31 protein-coding genes, 1 tRNA gene and 1 pseudogene are annotated in these 22405 nt (G+C 65.1%); 27 read left to right on the forward strand and 6 right to left on the reverse strand.

Translation table 11 applies throughout. The features are described 5' to 3' along the window. Positions 1-7: 7 nt before the first annotated feature. From DFR50_RS10430 to DFR50_RS31335, 5 genes are all read right to left on the reverse strand, one after another. Complete coding sequence (locus DFR50_RS10430) at positions 8-1111, reverse strand: branched-chain amino acid ABC transporter permease (RefSeq protein ID WP_245427600.1); 1104 nt, start codon at positions 1109-1111, stop codon at positions 8-10. After that, the gene (locus tag DFR50_RS10435; protein WP_113889150.1) at positions 1104-2018 is read right to left on the reverse strand and encodes a branched-chain amino acid ABC transporter permease; all 915 of its coding nucleotides are present in this window, start codon (positions 2016-2018) and stop codon (positions 1104-1106) included. The genes DFR50_RS10430 and DFR50_RS10435 overlap by 8 nt, the downstream gene beginning before the upstream one ends. Beyond that, the gene (locus DFR50_RS10440; RefSeq protein ID WP_113889151.1) at positions 2015-2755 is read right to left on the reverse strand and encodes an ABC transporter ATP-binding protein; all 741 of its coding nucleotides are present in this window, start codon (positions 2753-2755) and stop codon (positions 2015-2017) included. Before DFR50_RS10440 ends, DFR50_RS10435 begins: the two co-directional genes overlap by 4 nt. Further along, a complete protein-coding gene (locus tag DFR50_RS10445; RefSeq protein WP_113889287.1) occupies positions 2755-3507 on the reverse strand; it encodes an ABC transporter ATP-binding protein in 753 nt (250 codons plus the stop codon). Before DFR50_RS10445 ends, DFR50_RS10440 begins: the two co-directional genes overlap by 1 nt. Before the next feature lie 89 nt (positions 3508-3596). Further along, positions 3597-4373, reverse strand: coding sequence for a GntR family transcriptional regulator (locus DFR50_RS31335; RefSeq protein ID WP_170153151.1), 777 nt, complete (start codon positions 4371-4373; stop codon positions 3597-3599). A 133-nt stretch (positions 4374-4506) separates the two neighbouring features. Between DFR50_RS31335 and DFR50_RS10455 the strand changes: the two genes are divergently transcribed. Both DFR50_RS10455 and DFR50_RS32030 read left to right on the forward strand, forming a co-directional pair. Then, the gene (locus DFR50_RS10455) at positions 4507-5706 is read left to right on the forward strand and encodes an ABC transporter substrate-binding protein (protein ID WP_113889152.1); all 1200 of its coding nucleotides are present in this window, start codon (positions 4507-4509) and stop codon (positions 5704-5706) included. Positions 5707-6207: 501 nt separating this feature from the next. Further along, the gene (locus tag DFR50_RS32030; protein WP_170153153.1) at positions 6208-6351 is read left to right on the forward strand and encodes a hypothetical protein; all 144 of its coding nucleotides are present in this window, start codon (positions 6208-6210) and stop codon (positions 6349-6351) included. A 223-nt stretch (positions 6352-6574) separates the two neighbouring features. Here the strand turns inward: DFR50_RS32030 and DFR50_RS10460 are convergent. Continuing rightward, positions 6575-6651: transfer RNA gene (locus tag DFR50_RS10460), tRNA-Arg, on the reverse strand. 259 nt (positions 6652-6910) lie between these two features. Here DFR50_RS10460 and DFR50_RS10465 point away from each other — a divergent pair. From DFR50_RS10465 to rpmD, 25 genes and pseudogenes are all read left to right on the forward strand, one after another. Beyond that, positions 6911-8116, forward strand: a pseudogene (locus tag DFR50_RS10465) (ISNCY family transposase); the annotation flags it as partial. 577 nt (positions 8117-8693) lie between these two features. Beyond that, positions 8694-9065 carry a 30S ribosomal protein S12 gene (rpsL, locus tag DFR50_RS10470; protein WP_113889154.1) on the forward strand — a complete coding sequence of 124 codons (372 nt, stop codon included), beginning with the start codon at positions 8694-8696 and terminating at the stop codon, positions 9063-9065. A 162-nt stretch (positions 9066-9227) separates the two neighbouring features. Continuing rightward, positions 9228-9698: a 30S ribosomal protein S7 gene (gene rpsG / locus DFR50_RS10475; RefSeq protein ID WP_113889155.1), complete on the forward strand. Its 471-nt coding sequence runs from the start codon at positions 9228-9230 to the stop codon at positions 9696-9698. Positions 9699-9729: 31 nt separating this feature from the next. Continuing rightward, a complete protein-coding gene (fusA, locus tag DFR50_RS10480; protein WP_113889156.1) occupies positions 9730-11805 on the forward strand; it encodes an elongation factor G in 2076 nt (691 codons plus the stop codon). A 48-nt stretch (positions 11806-11853) separates the two neighbouring features. Continuing rightward, positions 11854-13044, forward strand: coding sequence for an elongation factor Tu (gene tuf / locus DFR50_RS10485; protein ID WP_113889157.1), 1191 nt, complete (start codon positions 11854-11856; stop codon positions 13042-13044). A gap of 67 nt (positions 13045-13111) precedes the next feature. Further along, positions 13112-13420 carry a 30S ribosomal protein S10 gene (rpsJ, locus tag DFR50_RS10490; RefSeq protein ID WP_113889158.1) on the forward strand — a complete coding sequence of 103 codons (309 nt, stop codon included), beginning with the start codon at positions 13112-13114 and terminating at the stop codon, positions 13418-13420. 58 nt (positions 13421-13478) lie between these two features. Further along, entirely contained in the window at positions 13479-14201 is a 723-nt protein-coding gene (rplC, locus tag DFR50_RS10495; RefSeq protein ID WP_113889159.1) for a 50S ribosomal protein L3, read from the forward strand. 5 nt (positions 14202-14206) lie between these two features. After that, entirely contained in the window at positions 14207-14827 is a 621-nt protein-coding gene (gene rplD / locus DFR50_RS10500) for a 50S ribosomal protein L4 (RefSeq protein WP_113889160.1), read from the forward strand. After that, a complete protein-coding gene (locus DFR50_RS10505) occupies positions 14824-15120 on the forward strand; it encodes a 50S ribosomal protein L23 (RefSeq protein ID WP_113889161.1) in 297 nt (98 codons plus the stop codon). Before rplD ends, DFR50_RS10505 begins: the two co-directional genes overlap by 4 nt. Positions 15121-15133: 13 nt before the next feature. Then, positions 15134-15973: a 50S ribosomal protein L2 gene (gene rplB / locus DFR50_RS10510; RefSeq protein ID WP_113889162.1), complete on the forward strand. Its 840-nt coding sequence runs from the start codon at positions 15134-15136 to the stop codon at positions 15971-15973. A 3-nt stretch (positions 15974-15976) separates the two neighbouring features. Then, complete coding sequence (gene rpsS, locus DFR50_RS10515) at positions 15977-16255, forward strand: 30S ribosomal protein S19 (RefSeq protein WP_113889163.1); 279 nt, start codon at positions 15977-15979, stop codon at positions 16253-16255. 3 nt (positions 16256-16258) lie between these two features. Continuing rightward, complete coding sequence (gene rplV, locus DFR50_RS10520) at positions 16259-16651, forward strand: 50S ribosomal protein L22 (RefSeq protein ID WP_113889164.1); 393 nt, start codon at positions 16259-16261, stop codon at positions 16649-16651. A gap of 12 nt (positions 16652-16663) precedes the next feature. Then, positions 16664-17428 (forward strand): 30S ribosomal protein S3, encoded by a 765-nt coding sequence (gene rpsC, locus DFR50_RS10525; RefSeq protein WP_113889165.1) that lies wholly within the window; start codon positions 16664-16666, stop codon positions 17426-17428. A 30-nt stretch (positions 17429-17458) separates the two neighbouring features. Next, positions 17459-17872: a 50S ribosomal protein L16 gene (rplP, locus tag DFR50_RS10530; protein WP_113889166.1), complete on the forward strand. Its 414-nt coding sequence runs from the start codon at positions 17459-17461 to the stop codon at positions 17870-17872. Between the two features lie 12 nt (positions 17873-17884). Further along, complete coding sequence (gene rpmC / locus DFR50_RS10535) at positions 17885-18103, forward strand: 50S ribosomal protein L29 (protein WP_113889167.1); 219 nt, start codon at positions 17885-17887, stop codon at positions 18101-18103. Positions 18104-18107: 4 nt separating this feature from the next. Beyond that, the gene (gene rpsQ / locus DFR50_RS10540) at positions 18108-18353 is read left to right on the forward strand and encodes a 30S ribosomal protein S17 (protein WP_113889168.1); all 246 of its coding nucleotides are present in this window, start codon (positions 18108-18110) and stop codon (positions 18351-18353) included. A 110-nt stretch (positions 18354-18463) separates the two neighbouring features. Then, positions 18464-18832 carry a 50S ribosomal protein L14 gene (gene rplN / locus DFR50_RS10545; protein ID WP_113889169.1) on the forward strand — a complete coding sequence of 123 codons (369 nt, stop codon included), beginning with the start codon at positions 18464-18466 and terminating at the stop codon, positions 18830-18832. Then, positions 18832-19149: a 50S ribosomal protein L24 gene (rplX, locus tag DFR50_RS10550; protein ID WP_113889170.1), complete on the forward strand. Its 318-nt coding sequence runs from the start codon at positions 18832-18834 to the stop codon at positions 19147-19149. The genes rplN and rplX overlap by 1 nt, the downstream gene beginning before the upstream one ends. Then, positions 19142-19858: a 50S ribosomal protein L5 gene (gene rplE, locus DFR50_RS10555; RefSeq protein WP_210208855.1), complete on the forward strand. Its 717-nt coding sequence runs from the start codon at positions 19142-19144 to the stop codon at positions 19856-19858. Before rplX ends, rplE begins: the two co-directional genes overlap by 8 nt. Positions 19859-19895: 37 nt before the next feature. Continuing rightward, positions 19896-20201 (forward strand): 30S ribosomal protein S14, encoded by a 306-nt coding sequence (gene rpsN, locus DFR50_RS10560; protein ID WP_113889171.1) that lies wholly within the window; start codon positions 19896-19898, stop codon positions 20199-20201. Between the two features lie 13 nt (positions 20202-20214). Then, complete coding sequence (gene rpsH / locus DFR50_RS10565; protein ID WP_113889172.1) at positions 20215-20613, forward strand: 30S ribosomal protein S8; 399 nt, start codon at positions 20215-20217, stop codon at positions 20611-20613. A 31-nt stretch (positions 20614-20644) separates the two neighbouring features. After that, positions 20645-21178: a 50S ribosomal protein L6 gene (rplF, locus tag DFR50_RS10570; protein WP_113889173.1), complete on the forward strand. Its 534-nt coding sequence runs from the start codon at positions 20645-20647 to the stop codon at positions 21176-21178. Between the two features lie 12 nt (positions 21179-21190). Further along, positions 21191-21553 (forward strand): 50S ribosomal protein L18, encoded by a 363-nt coding sequence (rplR, locus tag DFR50_RS10575; RefSeq protein ID WP_113889174.1) that lies wholly within the window; start codon positions 21191-21193, stop codon positions 21551-21553. A gap of 66 nt (positions 21554-21619) precedes the next feature. Next, a complete protein-coding gene (gene rpsE, locus DFR50_RS10580) occupies positions 21620-22189 on the forward strand; it encodes a 30S ribosomal protein S5 (protein ID WP_113889175.1) in 570 nt (189 codons plus the stop codon). 14 nt (positions 22190-22203) lie between these two features. Continuing rightward, positions 22204-22395, forward strand: a complete 192-nt coding sequence (gene rpmD / locus DFR50_RS10585) for a 50S ribosomal protein L30 (RefSeq protein WP_113889176.1) — start codon at positions 22204-22206, stop codon at positions 22393-22395. Positions 22396-22405 lie beyond the last annotated feature (10 nt).

A 22405-nucleotide genomic window follows, 5' to 3' on the forward strand; every position in this document is an offset into this window, starting at 1 on the left:
GCTCGAACTAGCGAACCGGTTCGACGAACTTGCCGTTTTCGGACTCCGGGATGCGGCCGGCGCGCAGGCGACCAGATCCAGCGGGCGGAAAGGGAGAGGGCACTTCCTGGCCGCCCATGATCCCCTGCGGACGGAAGATCAGCACGAGCGCCATCAGCACGCCAAGTCCGACTTCCTGCGCGCCATGGGGCAGGGCGATCGCCGCGCCGCCGATCGTTACGCCCGCTTCGAGCGCCCGCAAGACCTCGATGACGAGGGTGATGAACAGCACGCCGACCACAGCGCCCGTCAAGCTGCCGATGCCGCCGATGATCAGCATGGCGATCGTAATGAAGGTCAGATCGAGGTAGAACGTGTCGGTGGTGAGGATGCCGAGGAAATGGGCGTAGACGCCGCCGGCCGCTCCGACAATGGCGCCGCTCACCCCGAAGGCGATCAGACGCAGCCGACGGATGTCGACCCCGGACGAGGCCGCCGCAACGGCGTCGTCGCGTGAGGCGCGCAGCATCAAGCCGTAACCCGAGATTTGAAAGAGGTAGGCGACGACGATCGCGATCGCCGCGAACAGGAGCGACGTCCAGGGTCCGACGACAGCGGGAATGCCCACCATCGAACTCGTCCCCGCCGTCACGGTGTCCCAGTTGGCATAGACGCTGTTGACGATCACGAGGAAGGCGAAGGTGGCGATCGAGGCCGCGATGCCGGAGAGCCGCGTGATCGCCATGCCGAAGAGCGTCGCGGCGACGCCGCCGAGGGCCGCTGAGCCAAGCACCGCGACCGGCATCGGATAGCGATGCTCGGCGAGAAAGGCGGGAAGGCCGGTCAGCATCAGGCCCTTCCATTCTGGATCGCAGGCGGCCCACCCGGCCGCGTAGGCGCCGATGCACATGAAGCCGATGTGGCCGAACGACAGAATGCCGGAATTCCCCGCGAACACATAGATTCCGATGACCACGACGACCCGGATCAGCATTTCCGTGATCGCAACCTGCCCGCCTTCGGCCCCGAGCGCCGAAGCGACCACGACGACGGCGAGCAGCGCCGCTACGAGCGCCGCGGGGGTCCATGCGGCGCGAAGGAAGGCGACTGCGGCGGATCGGGCGTCAGACACGTTCGACCAGCCCTTTCGCACGGAGCAACCCGGACGGTTTCGCAACCAGGACGAGGATGACGAAGGCGAAGGCGAAGGCGTCGCGGAACGCCCTCAGGTCGGGGGGCAGGTAGGCTTGGAACATGATGACGATGGCGCCGATGACGAAGCCGCCGACGACCGCGCCGGCGAGGCTGCCCATGCCCCCGACCACGGTGGCGATGAAAGCGAACAGGGCGATCGGCTGGCCCATCGTCTGGGTCAGCGATCCGGTCTGCGCGACGAGCAGCAGCGCCGCCACGGCCGCGAGGGCGCCGCTGATCACGAAGGCGAGCCCGATCACGAGATCCGCGCGCACGCCGAGGTAGCGCGCCATCCGGAAATCCTCCGCCGCGGCCCGCATCTGGATGCCGACGCTGGTCCGCCGCAGGACAATGGTCATGCCGACCATCAGGGCGAGGGTGACGGCGATCGTCACGAGGTTCAGGTTGGGAATCGTCAGCGGACCGACATGGGTCTGGTCGCCGAGGACAGGCCACAGGTTGACCGATTTCGGACGCGCCCCGTAGATCACCATGATGGCGTTCTGAATGACGTAGCTCAACGCGAAGGACGCCGCCATCAGGGTCGGCGGACTGGCGCCGCGCAGAGGTCGGAAGACGAGATAATCCGACGCCAGCGCGATCGCGATCACGGCGATGCAGACTGTCGGGATGAGCAGTTCCCAACTCCACCCTCCGACCAGCACCTGCGCGACGTCGGCGCTGGACGGAATGATCAGCGCGTAGGCGCCGAAGGTTATGAAATCGCCATGAGCGAAATTGATCAGCTTCAGGACGCCGAAAATCAGGCCGATGCCGAGCGCCGTCAGAGCATAAAGGCTGCCGAGGCTGAGCGCGTCGAGGACGTTCTGCAGGAAGGTGATCACTGCGCCGCCTCTCCGACTTCACGCCGCTCGTCGAAGCCGAAATAGGCGCGCATGACCGCCTCGCCGTCCTGCAAATCCTCGGCGCGCCCCTCGAGCCGCATCTCGCCGCTCCGCAGGACATAAATCCGGTTCGCATGCCGAAGCGCCCGCTTCGAGCTCTGTTCGTTGATCAGCAGGGTGAGCGCCTTCTCATCGCGCAGGGACATCAGGATCTCGTAGACCTGATCCACGATCTTGGGGGCGAGGCCGAGCGACGGCTCGTCGACCAGCATGATCCGGGGGCCGGTCATCAGCGCGCGCCCGATCGCAAGCATCTGCTGCTCACCGCCGGACAGGCTGCCGGCCGAGGAGCGGAAGCGCTCGGCGAGACGCGGGAAGTGCGCCATTACCTCATCCAGCCGGGCTTGGATCGATTCGCGGTCCTTCGCCATGAACGCGCCCAGCCGGAGGTTCTCCTCCACGGTCAACGTCTTGAAAATATTCCGTCCTTCGGGCACGAGCGACAATCCTGACCGGGCGATCTGCTCGGGTCGCCTTCCAGCAATTCGCTTGCCGTCCAGCGTCACCGATCCGTGCGTCGCCGAGACGCCGCCGGCGATGCAGGCGAAGAGGGTCGATTTGCCAGCGCCGTTCGGTCCGATCAGGCACACCGTCTCGCCGCGCTCCACGTGCAGCGAGACGCCGCGCAGAGCGGTCAGGCGTCCGTACCGGACTTCGAGGCCCTCGACCTTCAACATCAGCCCTCGCCGAGATAGGCGGATATGACTCCCGGCTCCTTCTGGACCGCCTCCGGCGTTCCTTCCGCGATCCGCCGTCCGCCATCCAGGACCACGATGCGGGAGCAGGAGTTCATCACGACACGCATATTGTGTTCGATCAGAAGGACGCCGCACCCGTAGCGCCCGGGAATTTCATTGACGAAGCCAAGCAGCTCATCGCACTCGGAATCCGACATTCCCGCGGCCGGCTCATCGAGCAGGAGGTATTCGGGCGGAACGACGAGCGCCCGCGCGATCGCCACGCGTCGTTCGTCGGTGTAGGGAAGAACGCCCGCCAGCCGCTCGGCGCTGTCGGCGACACCGAGCCAATCGAGCGCGTCCATGGCTTCCCTCGCGGCGGCCCGGCGCGAGCGGCCGAGGCCGACCGCAGTCGTCTCGACGTTCTCCAGCACGGTCATGTCTTTGAACAGACGCCCCGATTGGAAGGTGCGGGCGACTCCGGCGCGTCGGAACTTCTGCGGCGACCAGCCGGTGATGTCCATCTGGCCCAGCAAGATCCGCCCCTCGCTCGGCCTCTGATGGCCGGTGAGGCAATTGACGAGCGTTGTCTTTCCTGCGCCGTTCGGCCCGATCAGACCAAGCACCTCGCCGCGCCTCACGGTGAGGTCGACCTCACTGATCGCGGCGAGGCCTTGAAAGCGCACGCTTATGCCGGCCGCGGCGAGATCGGTCGCGGAGCAGTCTGAGGCGTGCGTCAGGGTCGCGCTCATCGGCGACGGAAGCGGGTTGGCGACGCCCGGCGGCCGGTCGTCGGTATCAGAGTGTCGGAGCGCGACGCTCGCTTCCGTGCGCCGCCCCATCATGCCGCGGATCCGCTCCGCTCGTCGAACGGCGCCTCGCCGTCGACGAGAAAGTGCTTCGCCGCATCAACGATATCCGAGCGGATGGCCTCCGCCGCGCGCTCGCCGTTGCGGTCGCGCAACGCCTGGACGAGGGTCAGGTGGTGGGCGAAACTCGCGCCCATGTAGTCGCGCGGGCCGTCCTGCCTGCGGCTCCTGCGCAGCGGTTGGAGAAGCCACGGGCCCGCCTGCAGCCAAAGCATGCCGATCAGCGACAGAAGGGTCGGGGCGCGCGCAGCGGCGTAGACGGCGAAGTGAAATCGCTGATTGGCGGCGAGCGTCTTGCCGACGTCGGACGCCCGACTCGTCTCGATGAAGTCGTTGTTCAAGCTCTCGATCGCTTGCAACTCCGCTTCCGTCGCCCTGGAGGCCGCGAGCCGCGCCGCCTCGCTCTCCAGCGCGACCCGGATCGTGTGCAACTCGTCGAGCCGCTCCTTCGTCATCAGAGGAATGCGGATCGTTCGGTTCGCAAGGACCTCGACCGCGCCTTCGGTGGCGAGGCGGCGAAGCGCCTCGCGCACCGGCATCGCGGAGGTGCCGAACTGTTGCGCGACGCCGCGAATCGTCAACGAATCGCCGGACGCGAAGCGGCCGGCCATGATCGCCTTGCGCAGCTCCTCATAGACTCGCTCGTAGAGGGTGAAGTGGGTGATCGGCGCGAACCGCGGTCCGTTCTCCCCATCGCACCCCGCCTCGTCCGGCGGGCGCGGCGCGGTCTGCCCTGTTTCCGACGTCAAGACTGGAATCGCCTCCGAACTGTGATCACAGATACGATATACTTGACAGCGTATCGTGTCTAACGGAATCATGACAGCCTTGGAGGCCGCGGCCGAGTTCCGGGCGCGCACCAGCGATCGATGAGGTCCAGACATGAAACGAACAACGGCGGCGAGCTGTCTCGCCGCGCTCGCGTTCGGCGCGCCGACGATCCTTCCGGCCCACGCGGACGAGAAACCCATCGTCATCGGATTTGCGACCGCGCAAACCGGCTGGGTCGCCCCTTACGACAACGGGGTCAAGGCGGCCGAGATCGCGATCGAGGAGATCAACGCCAAGGGCGGTCTTCTCGGAAGGCCCATCGTCACGGTGTACTCCGACACGAAGAGCGACCGGGCGCAGGGAGCCAAGGCCGGCCTCGACGTGATCCAGAAGGGCGCCGACCTCGTGGTCGTGACCTGCGACTACGATATGGGCGCCCCGGCCGCGCTCGAAGCTGCGCGGGCGGGCAAGGTCGCCTGGTCGCTGTGCGCGGAAGACGCCAAGATGGGGGTGCAGGGCGTCGGGCCGCTGACGTTCACCGCCTCCGGCGCCGCGCAGCTGCAAGGCGCGTCGCTCGCCGAATGGGCCTACAAGAACAAGGGGATCCGCAATCCCTACGTCCTTCTCGACACGTCGGTCGAGTACAACAAGTCGGTGTGCTTCGGTTTCGACGTGGCCTGGAAGGCCCTGTCGGGCGCGGAGCCGAAGGCCCGCGACACGTTCAAGAACGCGGATCCTTCGATCGCCTCGCAGATTACCCGGATGAAGGGAAGCACGCCCGCGCCCGATGCAATCGTCCTGTGCTCCTATGCGCCAGGCGGCGCCACGGCGACCAAGCAGATCCGGGCGGCCGGCCTCGACGTCCCGATTCTCGCCGCCACCGCCATGGACGGAAACTTCTGGCTGGGCGCCGTTCCGAACCTCAGCAACTTCTATTATCCTGTCCTCGGCTCGGTCTATGGCGACGATCCGGATCCGGCGATCAACGAGTTCCTGAAAAAATACGAGGCCAAGTACAACTCGAGCCCGGCAGAGTCGCACACGCTGGCCGGCTACGAACTGATCCAGCTCTACGCAGCGGCTGTCGAAAAGGCCAAATCGACCGACCCCAAGGCTGTCACTGCTGCGGCGGAAACCTTCAAGGACTTGCCGACGTTGCTCGGCCCCTTCAGCTTCACGCCCGACCTGCACATTCAAACCAAGTTCCGCTATACGATCATGTCGGTTGACGGCGGCAAGCACAAGTCGGTCGAAAAGTGGACGTCGGAGACGCCCATGACGAAGGCCGAGCTCTTCAGGAAGGCTGAGTAAAGCGAACAGGGAGCGGGGTCTCACGGCTGCAGCCCCTCGCACGGGCTGCGACCGTTTCTTCATGCCCTTGATCATTGGCTGGGCGGCCCTTTGAGGATCGGCCAGAGCAAGGAAACGCCATGACATCAGTAAGTGCGACGTCGTCGGCCAGTCCGTCGTTGCTACGGAACAGTCAGACCAGGTTCTCAAAGCCTGTCGTGGTCAGACGGACGGCGAAGGATTTCCGAAGCGCCCAAGGTTGAATTCTATCGCGGTGTCGTTCACCTGTGGCATTGCGATGTCATGGGCACTTTACCAGGCGCCATTACGCGGCGATATGACGCGAGCTATCATTTGCCGGCGGCGATCGGGTTCAGGCCGCGTCATCTTAAAGAGGGGATCGGGTTCGCCGACTTCAAGGCGACCTTCACCTGCAAGGCCGACCTGCGAGCAGGCGACCTTTTTCTTATCCAGGGGTGGATCGTCCGCACCGGCGAGAAATCCCTCACGGCCCGTTAGGCAATGAAGACCCTCGACGAAGACGTGACGGCGGCCGAAATGGAAACTGTTTCCGTGCAAGCCGATCTTCGGGCCCGAAAAGCGGTTCCCATCGGCGCGGACGTTCGCAAGCGCCCCGAGGCTCTCCTGGAGCACGAGGAGGAATGATATGAGCGCTTCGCCAGGCGCTCATCGAGCCGACGGGGAAAGCGCGGCGCTGGTCACTTTGTGCGAGGAGCGGTTCGACAAGACTGACGCCGAAAGCACGGCCCGCGCGCACGCTCCATGCCCGCCAAGCCGCGCTGCGATCGATCCAAAAAATAAACGTCGGCGCTCGGAGTCCTCCGATGCGGTAGGCCCGATGACGAAGTTCGCACTTGGCCAACATTGTTGGCGCGCCCGAAGAGATTCGAACTCCTGACCCCCAGATTCGTAGTCTGGTGCTCTATCCAGCTGAGCTACGGGCGCGCACACCGTCCCGCGGGGCGGAGAACGCCCCCGTCGAAAACGGATGGCGCCGTCTAGCTTCTTTTGCGGCGGCACGCAAGGGCCCGCCGGCGGCTTTGTCGGTAGCACACGATGTCCGGTTTAGGTAGCGCACGATCTGTCCGGTAGCTTTGGCCCCTTTTGGGGGTCGGGAATGCGCTGGACGGAAGCCCTTCAGGGGGTGCGCACGGCGATGTTTTTGAATCTTCTGCACCGCTGAGAATCTGCGGAACTCAATCAGGAGGAGGCGGCAGAGCTGCTTGGGGTCGACGTCCGGACATTTCGGCGTTGGACGCGCCGGTACGAAGAGGAGGGCGAGGCCGGGTTGGTCGACCAGCGGCTTGGCAAGGCTTCGGGCAAGCGGGTCCCGTTGGATCGGGCGGAGGAGGTGGAACGGCTCTATCGCGAGCGCTACCAGGGTTTCACGGGGAAGCACTTCCAGGAGCATCTGGTGAAGGACCACGGCTTCGGCTGGGGCTATACTTGGCTGAAACTGCATCTGCAGTGGAAAGGCGTGGTGGCGAAGGCGCCGCGCAAGGGCGCGCATCGGCGCAAACGAGAGCGCCGGGCGCTGCCGAGGATGATGCTGCACCAGGACGGCTCGCGCCACGCATGGCTCGAGGGTCAGCCGGCCCTCGACCTGATCGTGACCTTGGACGATGCCACGGGCGCGATCTACTCGGCGTTTCTCGTCGAGGAGGAGGGCACGACATCGACCTTTCGGGCGCTGAAGGAGGTGTTCTCGCAGCACGGCCTGCCGATGAGCCTCTACACCGACCGCGGCGCGCATTACTTCTTCACCGCGAAGGCAGGCGAGATCGACCGGGGCCATCTGGCGCAAGTCGGCCGGGCCTTCCAGCAACTCGGCGTCGAACACATCGGCGCATACTCGCCGCAGGCGCGTGGTCGCTCAGAACGGGCGTTCCACACGCTTCAGGATCGCCTGGTCAACGACATCAGGCTCGCCGGCGTCACGACCGTTGCGGCGGCCAACGCCTTCATCCGCGAGACCGATCTGCCGGCGCACAACCGGCTCTTCGCGGTCGAGCCCGCCGGCGAAGGCTCGACCTTCACCCCGATCCCGGGCGTCGACCTCGACGAGATCCTGTGCGTGCAGGAGGAGCGGCAAGTCGGCAACGACAATTGCGTCTCCTACCGGACGCTGAAGCTCCAGATCCCGCAAACCCCGATGCGCCGCATTTCGTCAAGGCCAAGGTCCGCGTCCACGTCTACCTCGACGGCTCGCACGCCGTCTTTCACGGGCCGCGATGCATCGGCCGCTACGACGAGAAAGGACAGCTCAAGCCGTTCCTTCGCGCCGCCTGAATCCGCTCGGCGGCGCGACCTGTGGACATGTGGACGACGCTTCGCCCCGCCCACATGCCCACAGGAGAACAGAACCAGAAGAAGCGGACATTTGATGTGCTACCAAAACTGGACAACTTAATTCGCTATCGACAGGGCCCGCCGGCCGCTTCTTCGAATCGAGACCCCGCGGCTCTTTTCAGCCGGCGTCCGGCTTCGAACCCTCAAGCCAGACTTGGCCGGGTTCACAGCCCGGAACCTGGTCCGCGCGACGCAGCGGCGGCGATCGCGCAGCCTGCCCTTACGTTTCGCGGACCCGCTTTCCGGCCCGTAGGGACGGCCGGCTGCGTGGGAGCCCGCGCTTGGTCGGGCTTTCGCCTCAAAAAAGGGTTGACGAGGCGGGGAGCGGCGAATATGGTCCGCCCGTTTTCGGCAGGTCGTAGGGCTTCGCTGTACGGGACGACGCGTCCTGTACCCAACGGCTCTAAACACTGACGATCCCATCGACGAGCCACTTCCGGCCCCTGTGGGGCTGGTACTGTTTGGCATGATCGCGGCGAGAGCCGTGATCCTCTGCTTTGGCGGCGCCCGAACCCGAACATGGGGTTCAGTGGCGCTGTTGGTTTCGTGCGTTGTCCCGAGCGGCGCGCTGCGATGGATGAGGCATTTCAGTCTGGTCGCGAGGCCGGGCGTAAGGAACGGGAAGTTAAGGGCTCGCCATGCCGACCATAAGCCAGTTGATCCGCAAGCCGCGGCAACCGAAGACCTACCGCGAGAAGGCCCGCCATCTCGAGGCGAGCCCCCAGAAGCGCGGCGTGTGCACGCGCGTCTACACCACGACGCCGAAAAAACCGAACTCGGCGCTGCGCAAGGTCGCCAAGGTCCGGCTCACCAACGGCTTCGAGGTCATCGGCTACATCCCGGGCGAGGGCCACAACCTGCAGGAGCACTCGGTGGTCATGATCCGCGGCGGTCGCGTCAAGGACTTGCCGGGCGTGCGCTACCACATCTTGCGCGGCGTTCTCGACACGCAGGGCGTCAAGGACCGCAAGCAGCGTCGCTCGAAGTACGGCGCCAAGCGTCCGAAGTGATCTGAGCGCAGCGAAGGTCTTCCCCGGACAGACCGCAGCGAAGGTCGCGGGGTCCGGCTATGAACAGAGGGTCGCCCCGGAACGGAGCCAAGCGGCGCTCCGGCCCCAGCGGTAAGAATCCACGGCCGGTCCGACCGGCCTCGATGAAGAGAGAGTTAGGCCATGTCCCGCCGGCACAGCGCCGAAAAGCGCGAGATCATCCCCGACGCCAAGTACGGCGACGTCGTCGTCGCCAAGTTCATGAACACGATCATGTACGAGGGCAAGAAGTCGGTCGCCGAGCACATCGTGTACGGTGCGCTCGACAACGTTGAGGCGAAGGCGAAGAGCGATCCGCTGGCTGTGTTCAAGCAGGCGCTCGAAAACGTCGCGCCGGCCGTCGAAGTGCGTTCGCGCCGCGTCGGCGGCGCGACGTATCAGGTCCCCGTCGAAGTGCGCACCGACCGCCGTCAGGCGCTCGCGATCCGCTGGATCATCACCGCCGCCCGCGACCGCAACGACAAGACGATGATCGACCGTCTGTCGGCGGAGCTTCTCGACGCGTCCAACAACCGCGGAGCCGCGGTGAAGAAGCGCGAGGACACGCACCGCATGGCGGAAGCCAACCGCGCCTTTGCCCACTACCGCTGGTAAGCGGCGTCCTCTCTCAGTCGGGAACACGATCATGGCGCGCAGCCACGCTATCGAAGACTACCGAAATTTCGGCATCATGGCTCACATCGACGCCGGGAAGACGACGACGACGGAGCGTATCCTCTATTATTCCGGCAAGTCCCACAAGATCGGCGAAGTCCACGACGGCGCAGCGACAATGGACTGGATGGAGCAGGAGCAAGAGCGCGGCATCACCATCACCTCCGCCGCGACCACCACGATCTGGAACGGCAAGCGTCTCAACATCATCGATACCCCCGGCCACGTCGATTTCACCATCGAGGTCGAGCGATCGCTGCGCGTGCTCGACGGCGCGGTGTGCGTGCTCGACGGCAACCAGGGCGTCGAGCCGCAGACCGAGACCGTCTGGCGGCAGGCAGACAAATACAACGTTCCGCGTGTAGTGTTCGTCAACAAGATGGACAAGATCGGCGCGGACTTCTTTCGCTGCGTCGAGGAGATTAACACCAAGGTCGGAGGCCGTCCGGTCTGCATCCAGCTGCCTATCGGCTCGGAGTCCAACTTCAAGGGCGTCATCGACCTTCTGCGCATGAAGGCCGTCGTCTGGGAGGACGAGGGTCTCGGCGCGAAATATCACGACGAGGAGATTCCCGCCGACCTCCGGGCCAAGGCGGAAGAGTACCGCCATGCGTTGATCGAGGCGGCGGTCGAACTCGACGACGACGTCATGGGTGCCTATCTCGACGGCCAGGAGCCCGACATCGAGACACTGAAGCGATGCATCCGCAAGGCGGTCAAGCAGATCACCTTCGTTCCGGTGCTGTGCGGGTCGGCCTTCAAGAACAAGGGCGTTCAGCCGCTACTCGACGCGGTCGTGGACTATCTGCCCTCGCCCGTCGATCGCGGCGGCATCAAGGGCATTGACGTCGACACGGGCGAGGAGGTCCTTCGCCTGCCGAAGGACTCCGAGCCCTTCTCCATGCTTGGCTTCAAGATCATGGACGACCCGTTCGTCGGCACGATCACCTTCTGCCGAGTCTATTCGGGCAAGATCGAGTCGGGCACCACCGTCCTGAACTCGACCAAGGACAAGAAGGAGCGTGTCGGCCGCATGCTGCTCATGCATGCGAACAACCGCGAGGACATTAAGGAAGCCTATGCCGGCGACATCGTGGCGCTCGCGGGTCTCAAGGACACGCGCACCGGCGACACGCTCTGCGACCTGCAGAAGCCTGTCATTCTCGAGAAGATGGAGTTTCCGGAGCCGGTCATCGAGATTGCGATCGAGCCGAAGTCGAAGGCCGATCAGGAGAAGCTCGGCATCGCCCTGGCGAAGCTCGCCGCGGAGGACCCATCCTTCCGCGTCTCGACCGATCAAGAATCCGGCCAGACCATTCTCAAGGGCATGGGCGAGCTTCATCTCGACATCAAGGTCGACATCCTGAAGCGCACCTACAAGGTCGACGCCAACATCGGCGCGCCTCAGGTCGCCTACCGCGAGCGGCTGACCAAGAAGACGGAGATCAATTACACCCACAAGAAGCAGACGGGCGGTACGGGCCAGTTCGCCAAGGTGGTGCTGGTGTTCGAGCCGGCCGAGCCCGGCGCGGGCTCGTCCTTCGAATCCAAGATCGTCGGCGGCGCCGTGCCGAAGGAATACATCCCCGGCGTTGAAAAGGGCATCAACAGCGTCATGGGCGCCGGGGTGCTCGCCGGCTTCCCGGTCGTCGACGTCAAGGCGACGCTGATCGACGGTGCCTACCACGACGTCGACTCGTCGGCGCTCGCCTTCGAAATCGCTTCCCGTGCGGCGTTCCGCGAGGGACTGCAGAAGGGCGGATCGGCTCTGCTCGAGCCGATCATGAAGGTGGAAGTCGTGACTCCGGAAGAGCACACCGGCTTCGTGATGGGCGATCTGCTCTCCCGTCGCGGACAGGTGCAGGGTCAGGACATGCGCGCCAACGCCGTGGTGATCAACGCGATGGTGCCGCTGTCGAACATGTTCGGCTACGTCAACCAGTTGCGTTCGGGCACGCAGGGCCGCGCCAACTTCACGATGCAGTTCGATCACTACGAGCAGGTCCCGGCAAACATCGCCGCCGAGATCATCGAGAAGTTCAAGTAAGGCGCGGCGCCCCGCGTTGAAGGTAAGGCCTCGAAAAGGAGTTCGGTAATGGCCAAGGAAAAATTTGCGCGTAACAAGCCGCACTGCAACATCGGCACCATCGGCCACGTCGACCACGGCAAGACGTCGTTGACGGCGGCGATCACCAAGGTGCTCGCAGAGACCGGCGGCGCGACGTTCACGGCTTACGACCAGATCGACAAGGCGCCCGAAGAAAAGGCCCGCGGCATCACGATCTCGACCGCCCACGTCGAGTACGAGACGAAGAAGCGCCACTACGCGCACGTCGACTGCCCCGGCCACGCCGACTACGTGAAGAACATGATCACGGGCGCGGCGCAGATGGACGGCGCGATCCTCGTCGTATCGGCCGCAGACGGTCCGATGCCGCAGACCCGCGAGCACATCCTGCTCGCCCGTCAGGTCGGCGTTCCGGCGCTCGTCGTTTACATGAACAAGGTCGATATGGTCGACGACCCGGAACTGCTCGAGTTGGTTGAACTCGAGGTGCGCGAGCTGCTGTCGCGCTACGAGTTCCCGGGCGACGACATTCCGATCGTCAAGGGTTCGGCGCTGATGGCGCTCGAGAACAAGTCGCCGGAGATCGGCCACGACTCGATCCTCAAGCTTATGGACGCGGTCGACGAATACATCCCGCAGCCGGACCGTCCGAAGGACAAGCCCTTCCTGATGCCGGTCGAGGACGTGTTCTCGATTTCGGGCCGCGGAACTGTCGTGACTGGCCGCATCGAGCGCGGCATCATCAAGGTCGGCGAGGAAGTCGAGATCGTCGGGCTGCGCCCGACCGTCAAGACCACGGTGACCGGCGTCGAAATGTTCCGCAAGCTGCTCGATCAGGGCGAGGCCGGCGACAACGTCGGCTGCCTGCTGCGCGGCACCAAGCGCGAGGAAGTCGAACGCGGCCAGGTGCTGTGCAAGCCCGGTTCGGTCAAGCCGCACACCAAGTTCAAGGCCGAGGCCTACATCCTCACCAAGGAGGAGGGCGGCCGTCATACGCCGTTCTTCACCAACTATCGGCCGCAGTTCTACTTCCGCACGACCGACGTGACCGGCATCGTCCAGCTGCCGCAGGGCACCGAAATGGTGATGCCCGGCGACAACGTGACGATCGACGTCGCGCTCATCGTGCCGATCGCGATGGAGGAGAAGCTGCGCTTCGCCATTCGTGAAGGCGGCCGGACGGTCGGGTCGGGCGTGGTCGTGTCGATCACCGAGTAAGGCTCACGACCAGCGAGTCGGGGCGGGGCGGCTCAGCGCCCCGCCCGCGCCGGCAAGGATTGAAAGAATGAACACGACAAACATCCGAATCCGTCTCAAGGCGTTCGATCACCGTGTGCTCGACGCTTCGACGAAGGAGATCGTGTCCACGGCCAAGCGCACCGGCGCCAGGGTTCGCGGGCCGATTCCTCTGCCGACGCGGATCGAGAAATTCACGGTGAACCGTTCGCCGCACGTCGACAAGAAGTCGCGCGAGCAGTTCGAGATTCGAACGCACAAGCGGGTTCTCGACATCGTCGATCCGACCCCGCAGACGGTCGACGCGCTGATGAAGCTCGATCTGGCCGCCGGCGTCGACGTCGAAATCAAGCTCTGAGGATTTGCCGGGCGCCTCTGCGGTACGATCCGCAAGCGCCCTCGAAGGATAAACGCCAATGCGTTCAGGCATCATCGCAAAGAAGCTGGGCATGTCCCGGATCTTCACCGACGGCGGCGAGCACGTGCCGGTCACGGTCCTCCAGGTCGAGGGCTGTCAGGTCGTCGCGCACCGCACGCAGGAAAAGAACGGCTACACCGCCCTGCAACTCGGTATCGGCAAGGCCAAGGTCAAGAACGTCTCCAAGGCCGAACGCGGGCGCTTCGCCGTCGCGCACGTCGAGCCGAAGATGCGCCTAGCGGAGTTCCGGGTCGCAGAGGACAAGCTCATTCCAGTCGGGGCCGAGATCACCGCCGATCATTTCGCTGTTGGACAATATGTCGATGTCACGGGTGTGACGGTCGGCAAGGGTTTCGCCGGCCCGATGAAGCGCTGGAACTTCGGCGGCCTGCGCGCCACTCACGGCGTGTCAGTTTCGCATCGCTCGCACGGGTCGACCGGCGGCCGACAGGATCCCGGCAAGACCTGGAAGAACAAGAAGATGGCCGGGCACATGGGCGTCGACAAGGTGACGACCCAAAATCTGCGGGTGGTGCAAACCGACGTCGAGCGCGGCCTGATCCTGGTTCAGGGTTCGGTTCCAGGCAACGCGGGCGGCTGGATTGCGGTGCGCGACGCGGTGAAGAAGCCGCTGCACAAGGATGCGCCGGTTCCCGGCAAGTTCCGTATTCACGAGGCGGCCGAGGCAGCCGCTGCGGCCGAAGCGCCGAAGGGAGAGTGACGGCCATGAAGTTCGACATCACGTCGATGGACGGCGCTGCGGCGGGCTCGGTCGAGCTCGACGACGCAATCTTCGGCCTCGAGCCGAGGGCCGATCTCATCGCGCGCATGGTGCGCTGGCAGCTCGCCAAGCGCCAGGCGGGCGACCACAAAACGCTCGGCCGCGCCGACATCAACCGCACCGGCAAGAAGATGTACAAGCAGAAGGGGACCGGCGGCGCCCGTCACGGTTCCGCCCGAGTACCGCAGTTCCGAGGCGGCGGCCGGGCCATGGGTCCGGTTCTGCACAGCCACGCGCACGATCTGCCGAAGAAGGTGCGGGCGCTCGCGCTGCGTCACGCGCTGTCGGCCAAGATGCGCGCCGGCGGCCTCGTGGTCTGGGAGAAGGCCGAGCTCGCCGAGGGCAAGACCAAGGTGCTGCGCGACTCTTTCGCCAAGTCTGCGATCGCCAACGCGCTGATCATTGACGGCGCGGAGGTCCACGAGAAATTCGCGGCGGCCGCGCGCAACCTGCCCCAGATCGACGTCCTGCCGGTCCAAGGGATCAACGTCTACGATATCATGCGCCGCGAGAAGCTCGTGCTGACCAAGGGCGCGCTCGAAGCGCTGGAGGCGCGATTCAAATGAATAGGGACGCTCGTCACTACGACACGATCGTCGCGCCCGTGATCACGGAGAAGGCGACAATCGCGTCCGAAAACAACCAGTTCGTGTTCAAGGTCGCGCGCAACGCCACGAAGCCGCAGATCAAGGCTGCGATCGAGAAGCTGTTCGACGTCAAGGTGACCGGGGTGAACACCCTCGTGCGCAAAGGCAAGGCGAAGGCGTTCCGCGGCATCCGGGGTCGGCAGCAGGACATGAAGAAAGCGATCGTTACGCTCGCCGACGGCTATCGCATCGACGTGACCACCGGCCTCTAAGGGTATCAGGACTATGGCACTCAAGACCTACAAGCCGTCGACGCCGGGCCTGCGCCAGCTGGCCATCGTCGACCGCAGCGACCTGCACAAGGGCAAGCCTGTCAAGGCTCTGACCGTCGGCAAGTCGGAGAAGGGCGGCCGCAACAACCACGGCCGCGTCACCGTGCGCTTCCGCGGCGGCGGCCACAAGCAGTCGTACCGGATCATCGACTTCAAGCGGCGCAAGCTCGACGTGGCCGCGAAGGTCGAGCGGCTCGAGTACGATCCGAACCGCACGAGCTTCATCGCGCTGATCAAGTACGCCGACGGCGAGCAGGCCTACATCATCGCGCCGCAGCGGCTGTCGGCCGGCGACGAGGTGATCGCGGGCCAGCAGGTCGACGTGAAGCCGGGCAACGCAATGCCGCTCGCCAGCATTCCCGTCGGAACGATCGTGCACAACGTCGAGATGAAGATCGGCAAGGGTGCCGCAATCGCGCGCTCCGCCGGGACCTATGCGCAGATCGTCGGCCGCGACCAGGGCTACGTGTCGCTCCGCCTCAACTCGGGCGAGCAGCGGCTGATCCACGGACAGTGCTTCGCCTCGATCGGCGCGGTCTCGAACCCCGACCACATGAACGCCTCGCTCGGCAAGGCGGGCCGCAACCGCTGGCTCGGGCATCGTCCGCACAATCGCGGCGTCACCATGAACCCGGTCGACCATCCGCACGGCGGCGGCGAAGGCCGGACCTCGGGCGGGCGTCACCCGGTCTCTCCGTGGGGCAAGCCGACCAAGGGCAGCAAGACGCGCAGCAACAAGTCGACCGACAAGTTCATCGTAGCGTCCCGGCACGCACGGAAGAAGAAAGGCTGAGCCATGACGCGCTCGATTTGGAAGGGGCCGTTCGTCGACGGCTATATGCTGAAGAAGGCCGACGCTGCGCGCGGGTCGGGCCGGTCCGAGATCATCAAGATCTGGAGCCGGCGCTCGACTATCCTGCCGCAGTTTGTCGGCCTCACCTTCGGCGTCTACAACGGCCACAAGCACGTTCCGGTGATGGTGTCCGAGGAAATGATCGGCCACAAGTTCGGCGAGTTCGCGCCGACGCGGACGTTTCATGGCCATGCCGCCGACAAGAAGGCGAAGAGGGCGTAACCGATGTCCAAGCAAGCCAACCCGCGCCGCCTGGCCGACAACGAGGCGAAGGCGACCGTTCGGATGTTGCGGGTAAGCCCGCAGAAGCTGAACCTGCTCGCCCAGCTCATTCGCGGCAAGAAGGTCGCGACCGCGCTCGCCGATCTCGAGTTCTCGCGCAAGCGGATCTCGGTCGAGGTGAAGAAGGCGCTCGAGTCGGCGATCGCCAACGCCGAGAACAACCATGAGCTCGACGTCGACGATCTCGTCGTCGCCCAGGCCTGGGTCGGCAAGGACATGGTGATGAAGCGTTTCAGCCCCCGCGCGCGCGGCCGGGCCGGGCGCATCGAGAAGCCGTTCGCCAACATCACCATCGTCGTGCGCGAAGTCGCCGCCGACGAAGCCAAAGCGGCCTGAGGAGAGGCGACTATGGGTCAGAAGATCAATCCGATCGGGTTGCGCCTCGGCATCAACCGGACGTGGGATTCGCGCTGGTATTCGAACAAGACCGAATACGGCAAGCTGCTGCACGAGGACATGAAGATCCGCGAGGTGCTGTCGAAGGGTCTCAAGCAGGCCGCGATCTCGAAGATCGTGATCGAGCGCCCGCACAAGAAGTGCCGGGTCAACATCCACTCGGCTCGTCCGGGGGTGGTGATCGGCAAGAAGGGCGCCGACATCGACAAGCTGCGCAAGCAGGTCGCCAAGCTCACCAATTCCGAGGTGGCGATCAACATCGTCGAGGTGCGCAAGCCGGAAATCGACGCGACGCTGGTCGCGGAGTCGATCGCCCAGCAGCTCGAGCGCCGCGTCGCGTTCCGCCGCGCGATGAAGCGCGCGGTCCAGTCGGCGATGCGCCTGGGCGCAGAAGGCATCCGCATCAACTGCTCGGGCCGGCTCGGCGGCGCGGAAATCGCGCGGCTCGAGTGGTACCGCGAGGGCCGCGTGCCGTTGCACACGCTGCGCGCCGACGTCGACTACGGCGTCGCGACCGCGCACACGGCCTACGGCACCTGCGGCATCAAGGTCTGGATCTTCAAAGGCGAGATCCTCGAGCACGATCCGATGGCCCAGGACAAACGCCAGGCCGAGGCCGACCATTCCTCCACGCACCGTCCGCGCCGCGAGCCCCGGGAACGCGATCGCGACCATGGTCGCGATCGCGGCGACCGCGAGCAGCGCGAAGCGGTCTGACGCTTGCGGACCCATTGAAAGACTACGACCATGATGCAGCCTAAGAAAACCAGGTTCCGCAAAGCCTTCAAGGGCCGGATCCACGGCAATGCGAAAGGCGGATTCGCGCTGAACTTCGGCGAGTTCGGCCTCAAGGCGCTCGAGCCGGAACGCGTCACCGCGCGCCAGATCGAGGCGGCCCGCCGCGCGCTCACCCGCCACATGAAGCGCGCCGGCCGCGTCTGGATCCGTGTGTTCCCCGACGTGCCGGTGTCGAAGAAGCCGATCGAAGTCCGCATGGGCAAGGGCAAGGGCGCTCCGGAGTTCTGGGTCGCCCGCGTCGCCCCGGGCCGGATCATGTTCGAGGTCGACGGCGTGCCGGAAGGCATCGCGCGCGAGGCGTTCCTGCTCGCCGCGGCCAAACTTCCGATCAAGACCCGTTTCGTGCAGCGCATCGCGGAATAAGGAGAGCGCGAGATGAAGAACAGCAGCCGCCTTTCCGACCTGCGCGTCATGACGGAAGACCAACTCGGCGACGAGGCCCTCAAGCTGAAGAAGGAGCAGTTCAACCTGCGCTTCCAGAAGGCGAGTGGGCAGTTGCAGGACACGGCGCGGGTGCGCGTCGTCCGGCGCGACATCGCGCGCGTCAAGACCATCGCCGCGCAGAAGCGCGCCGCCGCCAAGTCCGAGGACTAACGCTATGCCGAAGAGAATTTTGCAGGGGGTCGTCGTCAGCGACAAGCAGGAAAAGACGCTCGTCGTGAAAGTCGAGCGACGATTCACCCACCCGCTGCTCAAGAAGACCGTGCGCCGGACGAAGAACTATCACGCGCATGTCGAGAACAAGACCCAGAAGGTCGGCGACACCGTCTCCATCCAGGAGACCAAGCCGATCTCGAAGCTGAAGCGCTGGATCGTGATCGACGAGGCGGCGGCGACGGAATGAGGGCGCGCGAGCGTCCTTCGAGTTTCATCCCGGGGGCGACGAGCCTCCTCCAGGCGTAGTCCGGCGTTGCGAGCGCCGGAAACCGTTCTGATCAGAAAGGCGATCAGGCCATGATACAGATGCAGACCAATCTCGACGTCGCCGACAATTCCGGCGCGCGGCGCGTGATGTGCATCAAGGTTTTGGGCGGATCGAAGCGTCGCTACGCTTCGATCGGCGACATCATCGTCGTCTCGGTGAAGGAGGCGATTCCGCGCGGGCGCGTGAAGAAGGGCGACGTGATGAAGGCGGTGGTGGTGCGCACCGCCAAGGACATCCGCCGCGCCGACGGTTCCGTGATCCGGTTCGACTCGAACGCCGCCGTGTTGGTGAACAATCAGTCGGAGCCGGTCGGGACCCGCATCTTCGGGCCGGTGCCGCGCGAACTTCGCGCCAAGAACCACGTGAAGATCATCTCGCTCGCGCCGGAGGTGCTGTGATGGCCGCCAAGATCAAGAAAGGCGACCGCGTCGTCGTCGTCGCCGGTCGCGACAAAGGAAAGACGGGCGAGGTTCGCGAAGTCATCCCGGCCGAGGATCGGGCGATCGTCGCCGGGGTCAACCTCGTGCGCCGCCACACCAAGCAGACCGCGCAGACCGAGGGCGGCATCCTGACGAAGGAAGCGCCGATTCACCTGTCGAACATCGCAGTCGCCGATCCGAAGTCGGGCAAGCCGACGCGCGTCGGGTTCAAGATTCTCGACGACGGCCGCAAGGTGCGTGTCGCAAAGCGTTCCGGAGATCTGATCGATGGCTGACAAGAACGAAAAGGGTGCCAAGCCCGGCAAGGGCGACAAGGCCGCTCCCCCGAAGGGCGGCAAGAGCGCCCCGGCTTCAGAGGCCAAGGGCGGCAAGGTCGCAAAGACGGCGAGGGGCGAAGCCCCTGCCGGAACTGTTGGCGCGTCGCCGGCCACGCCCAAGGACTATGTCGCGCGGCTGAAGAAGGTCTACCAGGACGAGATCGTGCCGAAGCTCATCTCCGAGTTCGGCTACAAGAACGCCATGGAAGTGCCGAAGCTCGACAAGATCGTGCTCAACATGGGCGTCGGCGACGCGGTCAACGACACCAAGAAGGTGACCACGGCGGCCGGCGACCTCGCGCTGATCGCCGGGCAGCGGCCGGTGATCACCCGCGCCCGCAAGGCCATCTCGACCTTCAAGGTGCGTGAGAACATGCCGATCGGCGCCAAGGTCACCCTGCGCAAGACCCGGATGTACGAGTTCCTCGACCGCTTGGTGACGGTCGCCCTGCCGCGCGTGCGCGACTTCCGCGGTCTCGACCCGAATTCGTTCGACGGTCGGGGCAACTATGCGCTCGGCGTCAAGGAGCACATCATTTTCCCGGAAATCGACTACGACAAGGCCGAGTCGATGCTCGGTCTCGATATCGTGGTCTGCACGACGGCCAAGACCGACGCGGAAGCGCAGGCCTTGCTGAAAGCGTTCAACTTCCCGTTCCGGCAGTGAACCGACAAGGTTCAGACGCGGAAAATTGGAGGCCTTAATGGCAAAGAAGAGTGCAATCGAGAACAACCTGCGCAAGCAGCGGCTGTCGAAGAAGTTCGCGGGTCGGCGCCAGCGGCTGCTCGACGTCGCCAACGACGATTCGCGGCCGATGGAGGAGCGCTTCGAGGCGCGCCTCAAGCTCGCAGAACTGCCCCGCAACGGCGCGATCATCCGAGTGCGCAACCGGTGCGAGGTGACCGGTCGGCCGCGCGGGTTTTATCGCAAAATGAAGATGTCGCGCATCGCGCTGCGGGAACTGGGCAACAAGGGCCTGATCCCGGGCCTCGTGAAGTCGAGCTGGTGAGGAGGCTGGGATCATGGCAGTGAACGATCCGCTCGGCGACATGCTGACCCGCATCCGCAACGCGCAGATGCGTAAGCGCGGCAAGGTTTCGACCCCCGGCTCCTCGCTTCGCAAGAAGGTGCTCGACGTGCTGGAGTCGGAGGGCTTCATCCGAGGCTATTCGACCACGGAGTTCGACAATGGCCGCTCCGAGTTCGAAATCGAGCTGAAATATTTCGACAACGAGCCGGTCATCCGAAAGCTCGAGCGCGTGTCGAAGCCGGGCCGCCGCGTCTATGCGACCGTCGACGCGATGCCGCGCGTCGCCAACGGCCTCGGGGTCGCCATTCTTTCGACGCCGAAGGGCGTCATGGCCGACCACGCCGCCCGGGAAGCCAATGTCGGCGGCGAAGTCCTCTGCACCGTCTTCTGACGGGGCGTCGTATTGGAATTGGAATTGAACCATGTCTCGAATTGGCAAGAAGCCAGTGGTTATTCCGGCCGGCGTCACCGCGAAGCTGGACGGGCAGACCATCGCCGTCAAAGGCGTGAAAGGCGAACTTTCATTCACAGCGCCTGAAGAGGTGGCTGTGGCGATCGACGCCGGCGCGGTGCATGTCACGCCGCACGGCGAAGACAAACGCGCGCGCGCCATGTGGGGAACGACCCGCGCGCGAATCGCCAACCTGATCGGCGGCGTCACCCATGGTTTCGAGCGGAAGCTCGAGATCAACGGCGTCGGCTACAAGGCCGCGATCGCGGGCAAGAATCTGCAGCTGTCGCTCGGCTATAGCCACGACATCGTCTATCCGATCCCGGCGGGGATCTCGATCACGACGGGCAAGCCCACCGAGATCACCGTCGCCGGCATCGACAAGAGGCAGGTCGGCCAGATCGCCGCCGAAATCCGCGCGTTCCGCGGCCCCGAGCCCTACAAGGGCAAGGGCGTGAAGTACGCCGGCGAGTTCATCTTCCGCAAGGAAGGCAAGAAGAAGTAACAGGCGGAGCCCATGCCCAAGTCCAATACCTCAACCGATCGACGCAAGGCGCGCATCCGCCGGACGATCGCCGCCAACGCCAACGGCCGTCCGCGTCTCAGCGTGTTCCGGTCGTCGAAGCAGATCTACGCCCAGGTCATCGACGATGAGCAGGGTCGCACCGTAGCCGCGGCCTCGACCATCGAAAAGGCGTTTCGCGAGCAGCTCAAGACCGGCGCGACCGTCGAAGCCGCCCGCCTGATCGGCAAGGAACTCGCCGAGCGGGCGAAGAAGGCCGGCGTCGGCAAGGTCGTGTTCGACCGCGGCGGCTACATGTACCACGGCCGCGTCAAGGCGCTGGCCGAGGGGGCCCGAGAGGGCGGCCTCGAGTTCTGATCCACTAACGGAAGCGAGCGGCGCCGCATTCGGGCGTGCGCCGCGATTGAGTGACGGAAGATCCAAATGGCGCGTGACGAAGGCGGCCGCGGCCGCGACCACAAACACGAGGAGCGCGACAGCGAGTTTGTCGATCGCCTCGTCCACATCAACCGCGTGGCGAAGGTCGTGAAGGGCGGCCGGCGTTTCGGTTTTGCGGCGCTCGTCGTCGTCGGCGACCAGAAGGGCCGGGTCGGGTTCGGTCACGGCAAGGCGCGAGAGGTGCCGGAGGCGATCCGCAAGGCGACCGAGGCGGCCAAGCGCGGCCTCGTGCGCGTGCCGCTGCGGGAGGGACGGACGCTGCATCATGACGTCAACGGCCGGCACGGCGCGGGGCGCGTCGTGCTTCGCGCCGCCCCTGCTGGAACCGGCATCATCGCGGGCGGCCCGATGCGCGCGGTGTTCGAGTCCCTTGGCGTCCACGACGTGGTGGCGAAGAGCCAGGGCTCCTCGAACCCTTACAACATGATCCGCGCGACCTTCGACGCCCTCGGGCGCGAGGACAGCCCGCGGTCGGTGGCGCAGCGCCGCAACCTCAAGGTGTCGACGATCCAGTCGCGCCGCCAGGGCGTCGAAGCCGACGCCAGCGACTCGTGAGCGGGGTGGCTGCAATGCCTGTCGAAAAGACAATCACCGTGGTGCAGGTCTCCAGCGCCATCGGCCGCCCAGCTTCTCAGCGAGACACGCTGAGGGGTCTCGGCCTCAACAAGATCGGCCGGAAGGCGAGCGTGGCGGACACGCCCGCCAACCGCGGCATGATCGCCAGAGTCGCGCACCTCGTGCGCGTCGTGGACGGCGAGTAGAGGATTGCGC

This window comes from Roseiarcus fermentans (genome assembly GCF_003315135.1).
GTDB classification, from domain to species: domain Bacteria; phylum Pseudomonadota; class Alphaproteobacteria; order Rhizobiales; family Beijerinckiaceae; genus Roseiarcus; species Roseiarcus fermentans.

What these genes read in the sequence shown, in the direction of transcription:
- DFR50_RS10440 (WP_113889151.1), bottom strand. Translation starts at nt 2,755, where the DNA reads ATGTTGAAGGTCGAGGGCCTCGAAGTCCGGTACGGACGCCTGACCGCT.
- DFR50_RS10445 (WP_113889287.1), bottom strand. Translation starts at nt 3,507, where the DNA reads ATGAGCGCGACCCTGACGCACGCCTCAGACTGCTCCGCGACCGATCTC.
- DFR50_RS10455 (WP_113889152.1), top strand. Translation starts at nt 4,507, where the DNA reads ATGAAACGAACAACGGCGGCGAGCTGTCTCGCCGCGCTCGCGTTCGGC.
- DFR50_RS32030 (WP_170153153.1), top strand. Translation starts at nt 6,208, where the DNA reads ATGAAGACCCTCGACGAAGACGTGACGGCGGCCGAAATGGAAACTGTT.
- rpsL (WP_113889154.1), top strand. Translation starts at nt 8,694, where the DNA reads ATGCCGACCATAAGCCAGTTGATCCGCAAGCCGCGGCAACCGAAGACC.
- rpsG (WP_113889155.1), top strand. Translation starts at nt 9,228, where the DNA reads ATGTCCCGCCGGCACAGCGCCGAAAAGCGCGAGATCATCCCCGACGCC.
- fusA (WP_113889156.1), top strand. Translation starts at nt 9,730, where the DNA reads ATGGCGCGCAGCCACGCTATCGAAGACTACCGAAATTTCGGCATCATG.
- tuf (WP_113889157.1), top strand. Translation starts at nt 11,854, where the DNA reads ATGGCCAAGGAAAAATTTGCGCGTAACAAGCCGCACTGCAACATCGGC.
- rpsJ (WP_113889158.1), top strand. Translation starts at nt 13,112, where the DNA reads ATGAACACGACAAACATCCGAATCCGTCTCAAGGCGTTCGATCACCGT.
- rplC (WP_113889159.1), top strand. Translation starts at nt 13,479, where the DNA reads ATGCGTTCAGGCATCATCGCAAAGAAGCTGGGCATGTCCCGGATCTTC.
- rplD (WP_113889160.1), top strand. Translation starts at nt 14,207, where the DNA reads ATGAAGTTCGACATCACGTCGATGGACGGCGCTGCGGCGGGCTCGGTC.
- DFR50_RS10505 (WP_113889161.1), top strand. Translation starts at nt 14,824, where the DNA reads ATGAATAGGGACGCTCGTCACTACGACACGATCGTCGCGCCCGTGATC.
- rplB (WP_113889162.1), top strand. Translation starts at nt 15,134, where the DNA reads ATGGCACTCAAGACCTACAAGCCGTCGACGCCGGGCCTGCGCCAGCTG.
- rpsS (WP_113889163.1), top strand. Translation starts at nt 15,977, where the DNA reads ATGACGCGCTCGATTTGGAAGGGGCCGTTCGTCGACGGCTATATGCTG.
- rplV (WP_113889164.1), top strand. Translation starts at nt 16,259, where the DNA reads ATGTCCAAGCAAGCCAACCCGCGCCGCCTGGCCGACAACGAGGCGAAG.
- rpsC (WP_113889165.1), top strand. Translation starts at nt 16,664, where the DNA reads ATGGGTCAGAAGATCAATCCGATCGGGTTGCGCCTCGGCATCAACCGG.
- rplP (WP_113889166.1), top strand. Translation starts at nt 17,459, where the DNA reads ATGATGCAGCCTAAGAAAACCAGGTTCCGCAAAGCCTTCAAGGGCCGG.
- rpmC (WP_113889167.1), top strand. Translation starts at nt 17,885, where the DNA reads ATGAAGAACAGCAGCCGCCTTTCCGACCTGCGCGTCATGACGGAAGAC.
- rpsQ (WP_113889168.1), top strand. Translation starts at nt 18,108, where the DNA reads ATGCCGAAGAGAATTTTGCAGGGGGTCGTCGTCAGCGACAAGCAGGAA.
- rplN (WP_113889169.1), top strand. Translation starts at nt 18,464, where the DNA reads ATGATACAGATGCAGACCAATCTCGACGTCGCCGACAATTCCGGCGCG.
- rplX (WP_113889170.1), top strand. Translation starts at nt 18,832, where the DNA reads ATGGCCGCCAAGATCAAGAAAGGCGACCGCGTCGTCGTCGTCGCCGGT.
- rplE (WP_210208855.1), top strand. Translation starts at nt 19,142, where the DNA reads ATGGCTGACAAGAACGAAAAGGGTGCCAAGCCCGGCAAGGGCGACAAG.
- rpsN (WP_113889171.1), top strand. Translation starts at nt 19,896, where the DNA reads ATGGCAAAGAAGAGTGCAATCGAGAACAACCTGCGCAAGCAGCGGCTG.
- rpsH (WP_113889172.1), top strand. Translation starts at nt 20,215, where the DNA reads ATGGCAGTGAACGATCCGCTCGGCGACATGCTGACCCGCATCCGCAAC.
- rplF (WP_113889173.1), top strand. Translation starts at nt 20,645, where the DNA reads ATGTCTCGAATTGGCAAGAAGCCAGTGGTTATTCCGGCCGGCGTCACC.
- rplR (WP_113889174.1), top strand. Translation starts at nt 21,191, where the DNA reads ATGCCCAAGTCCAATACCTCAACCGATCGACGCAAGGCGCGCATCCGC.
- rpsE (WP_113889175.1), top strand. Translation starts at nt 21,620, where the DNA reads ATGGCGCGTGACGAAGGCGGCCGCGGCCGCGACCACAAACACGAGGAG.
- rpmD (WP_113889176.1), top strand. Translation starts at nt 22,204, where the DNA reads ATGCCTGTCGAAAAGACAATCACCGTGGTGCAGGTCTCCAGCGCCATC.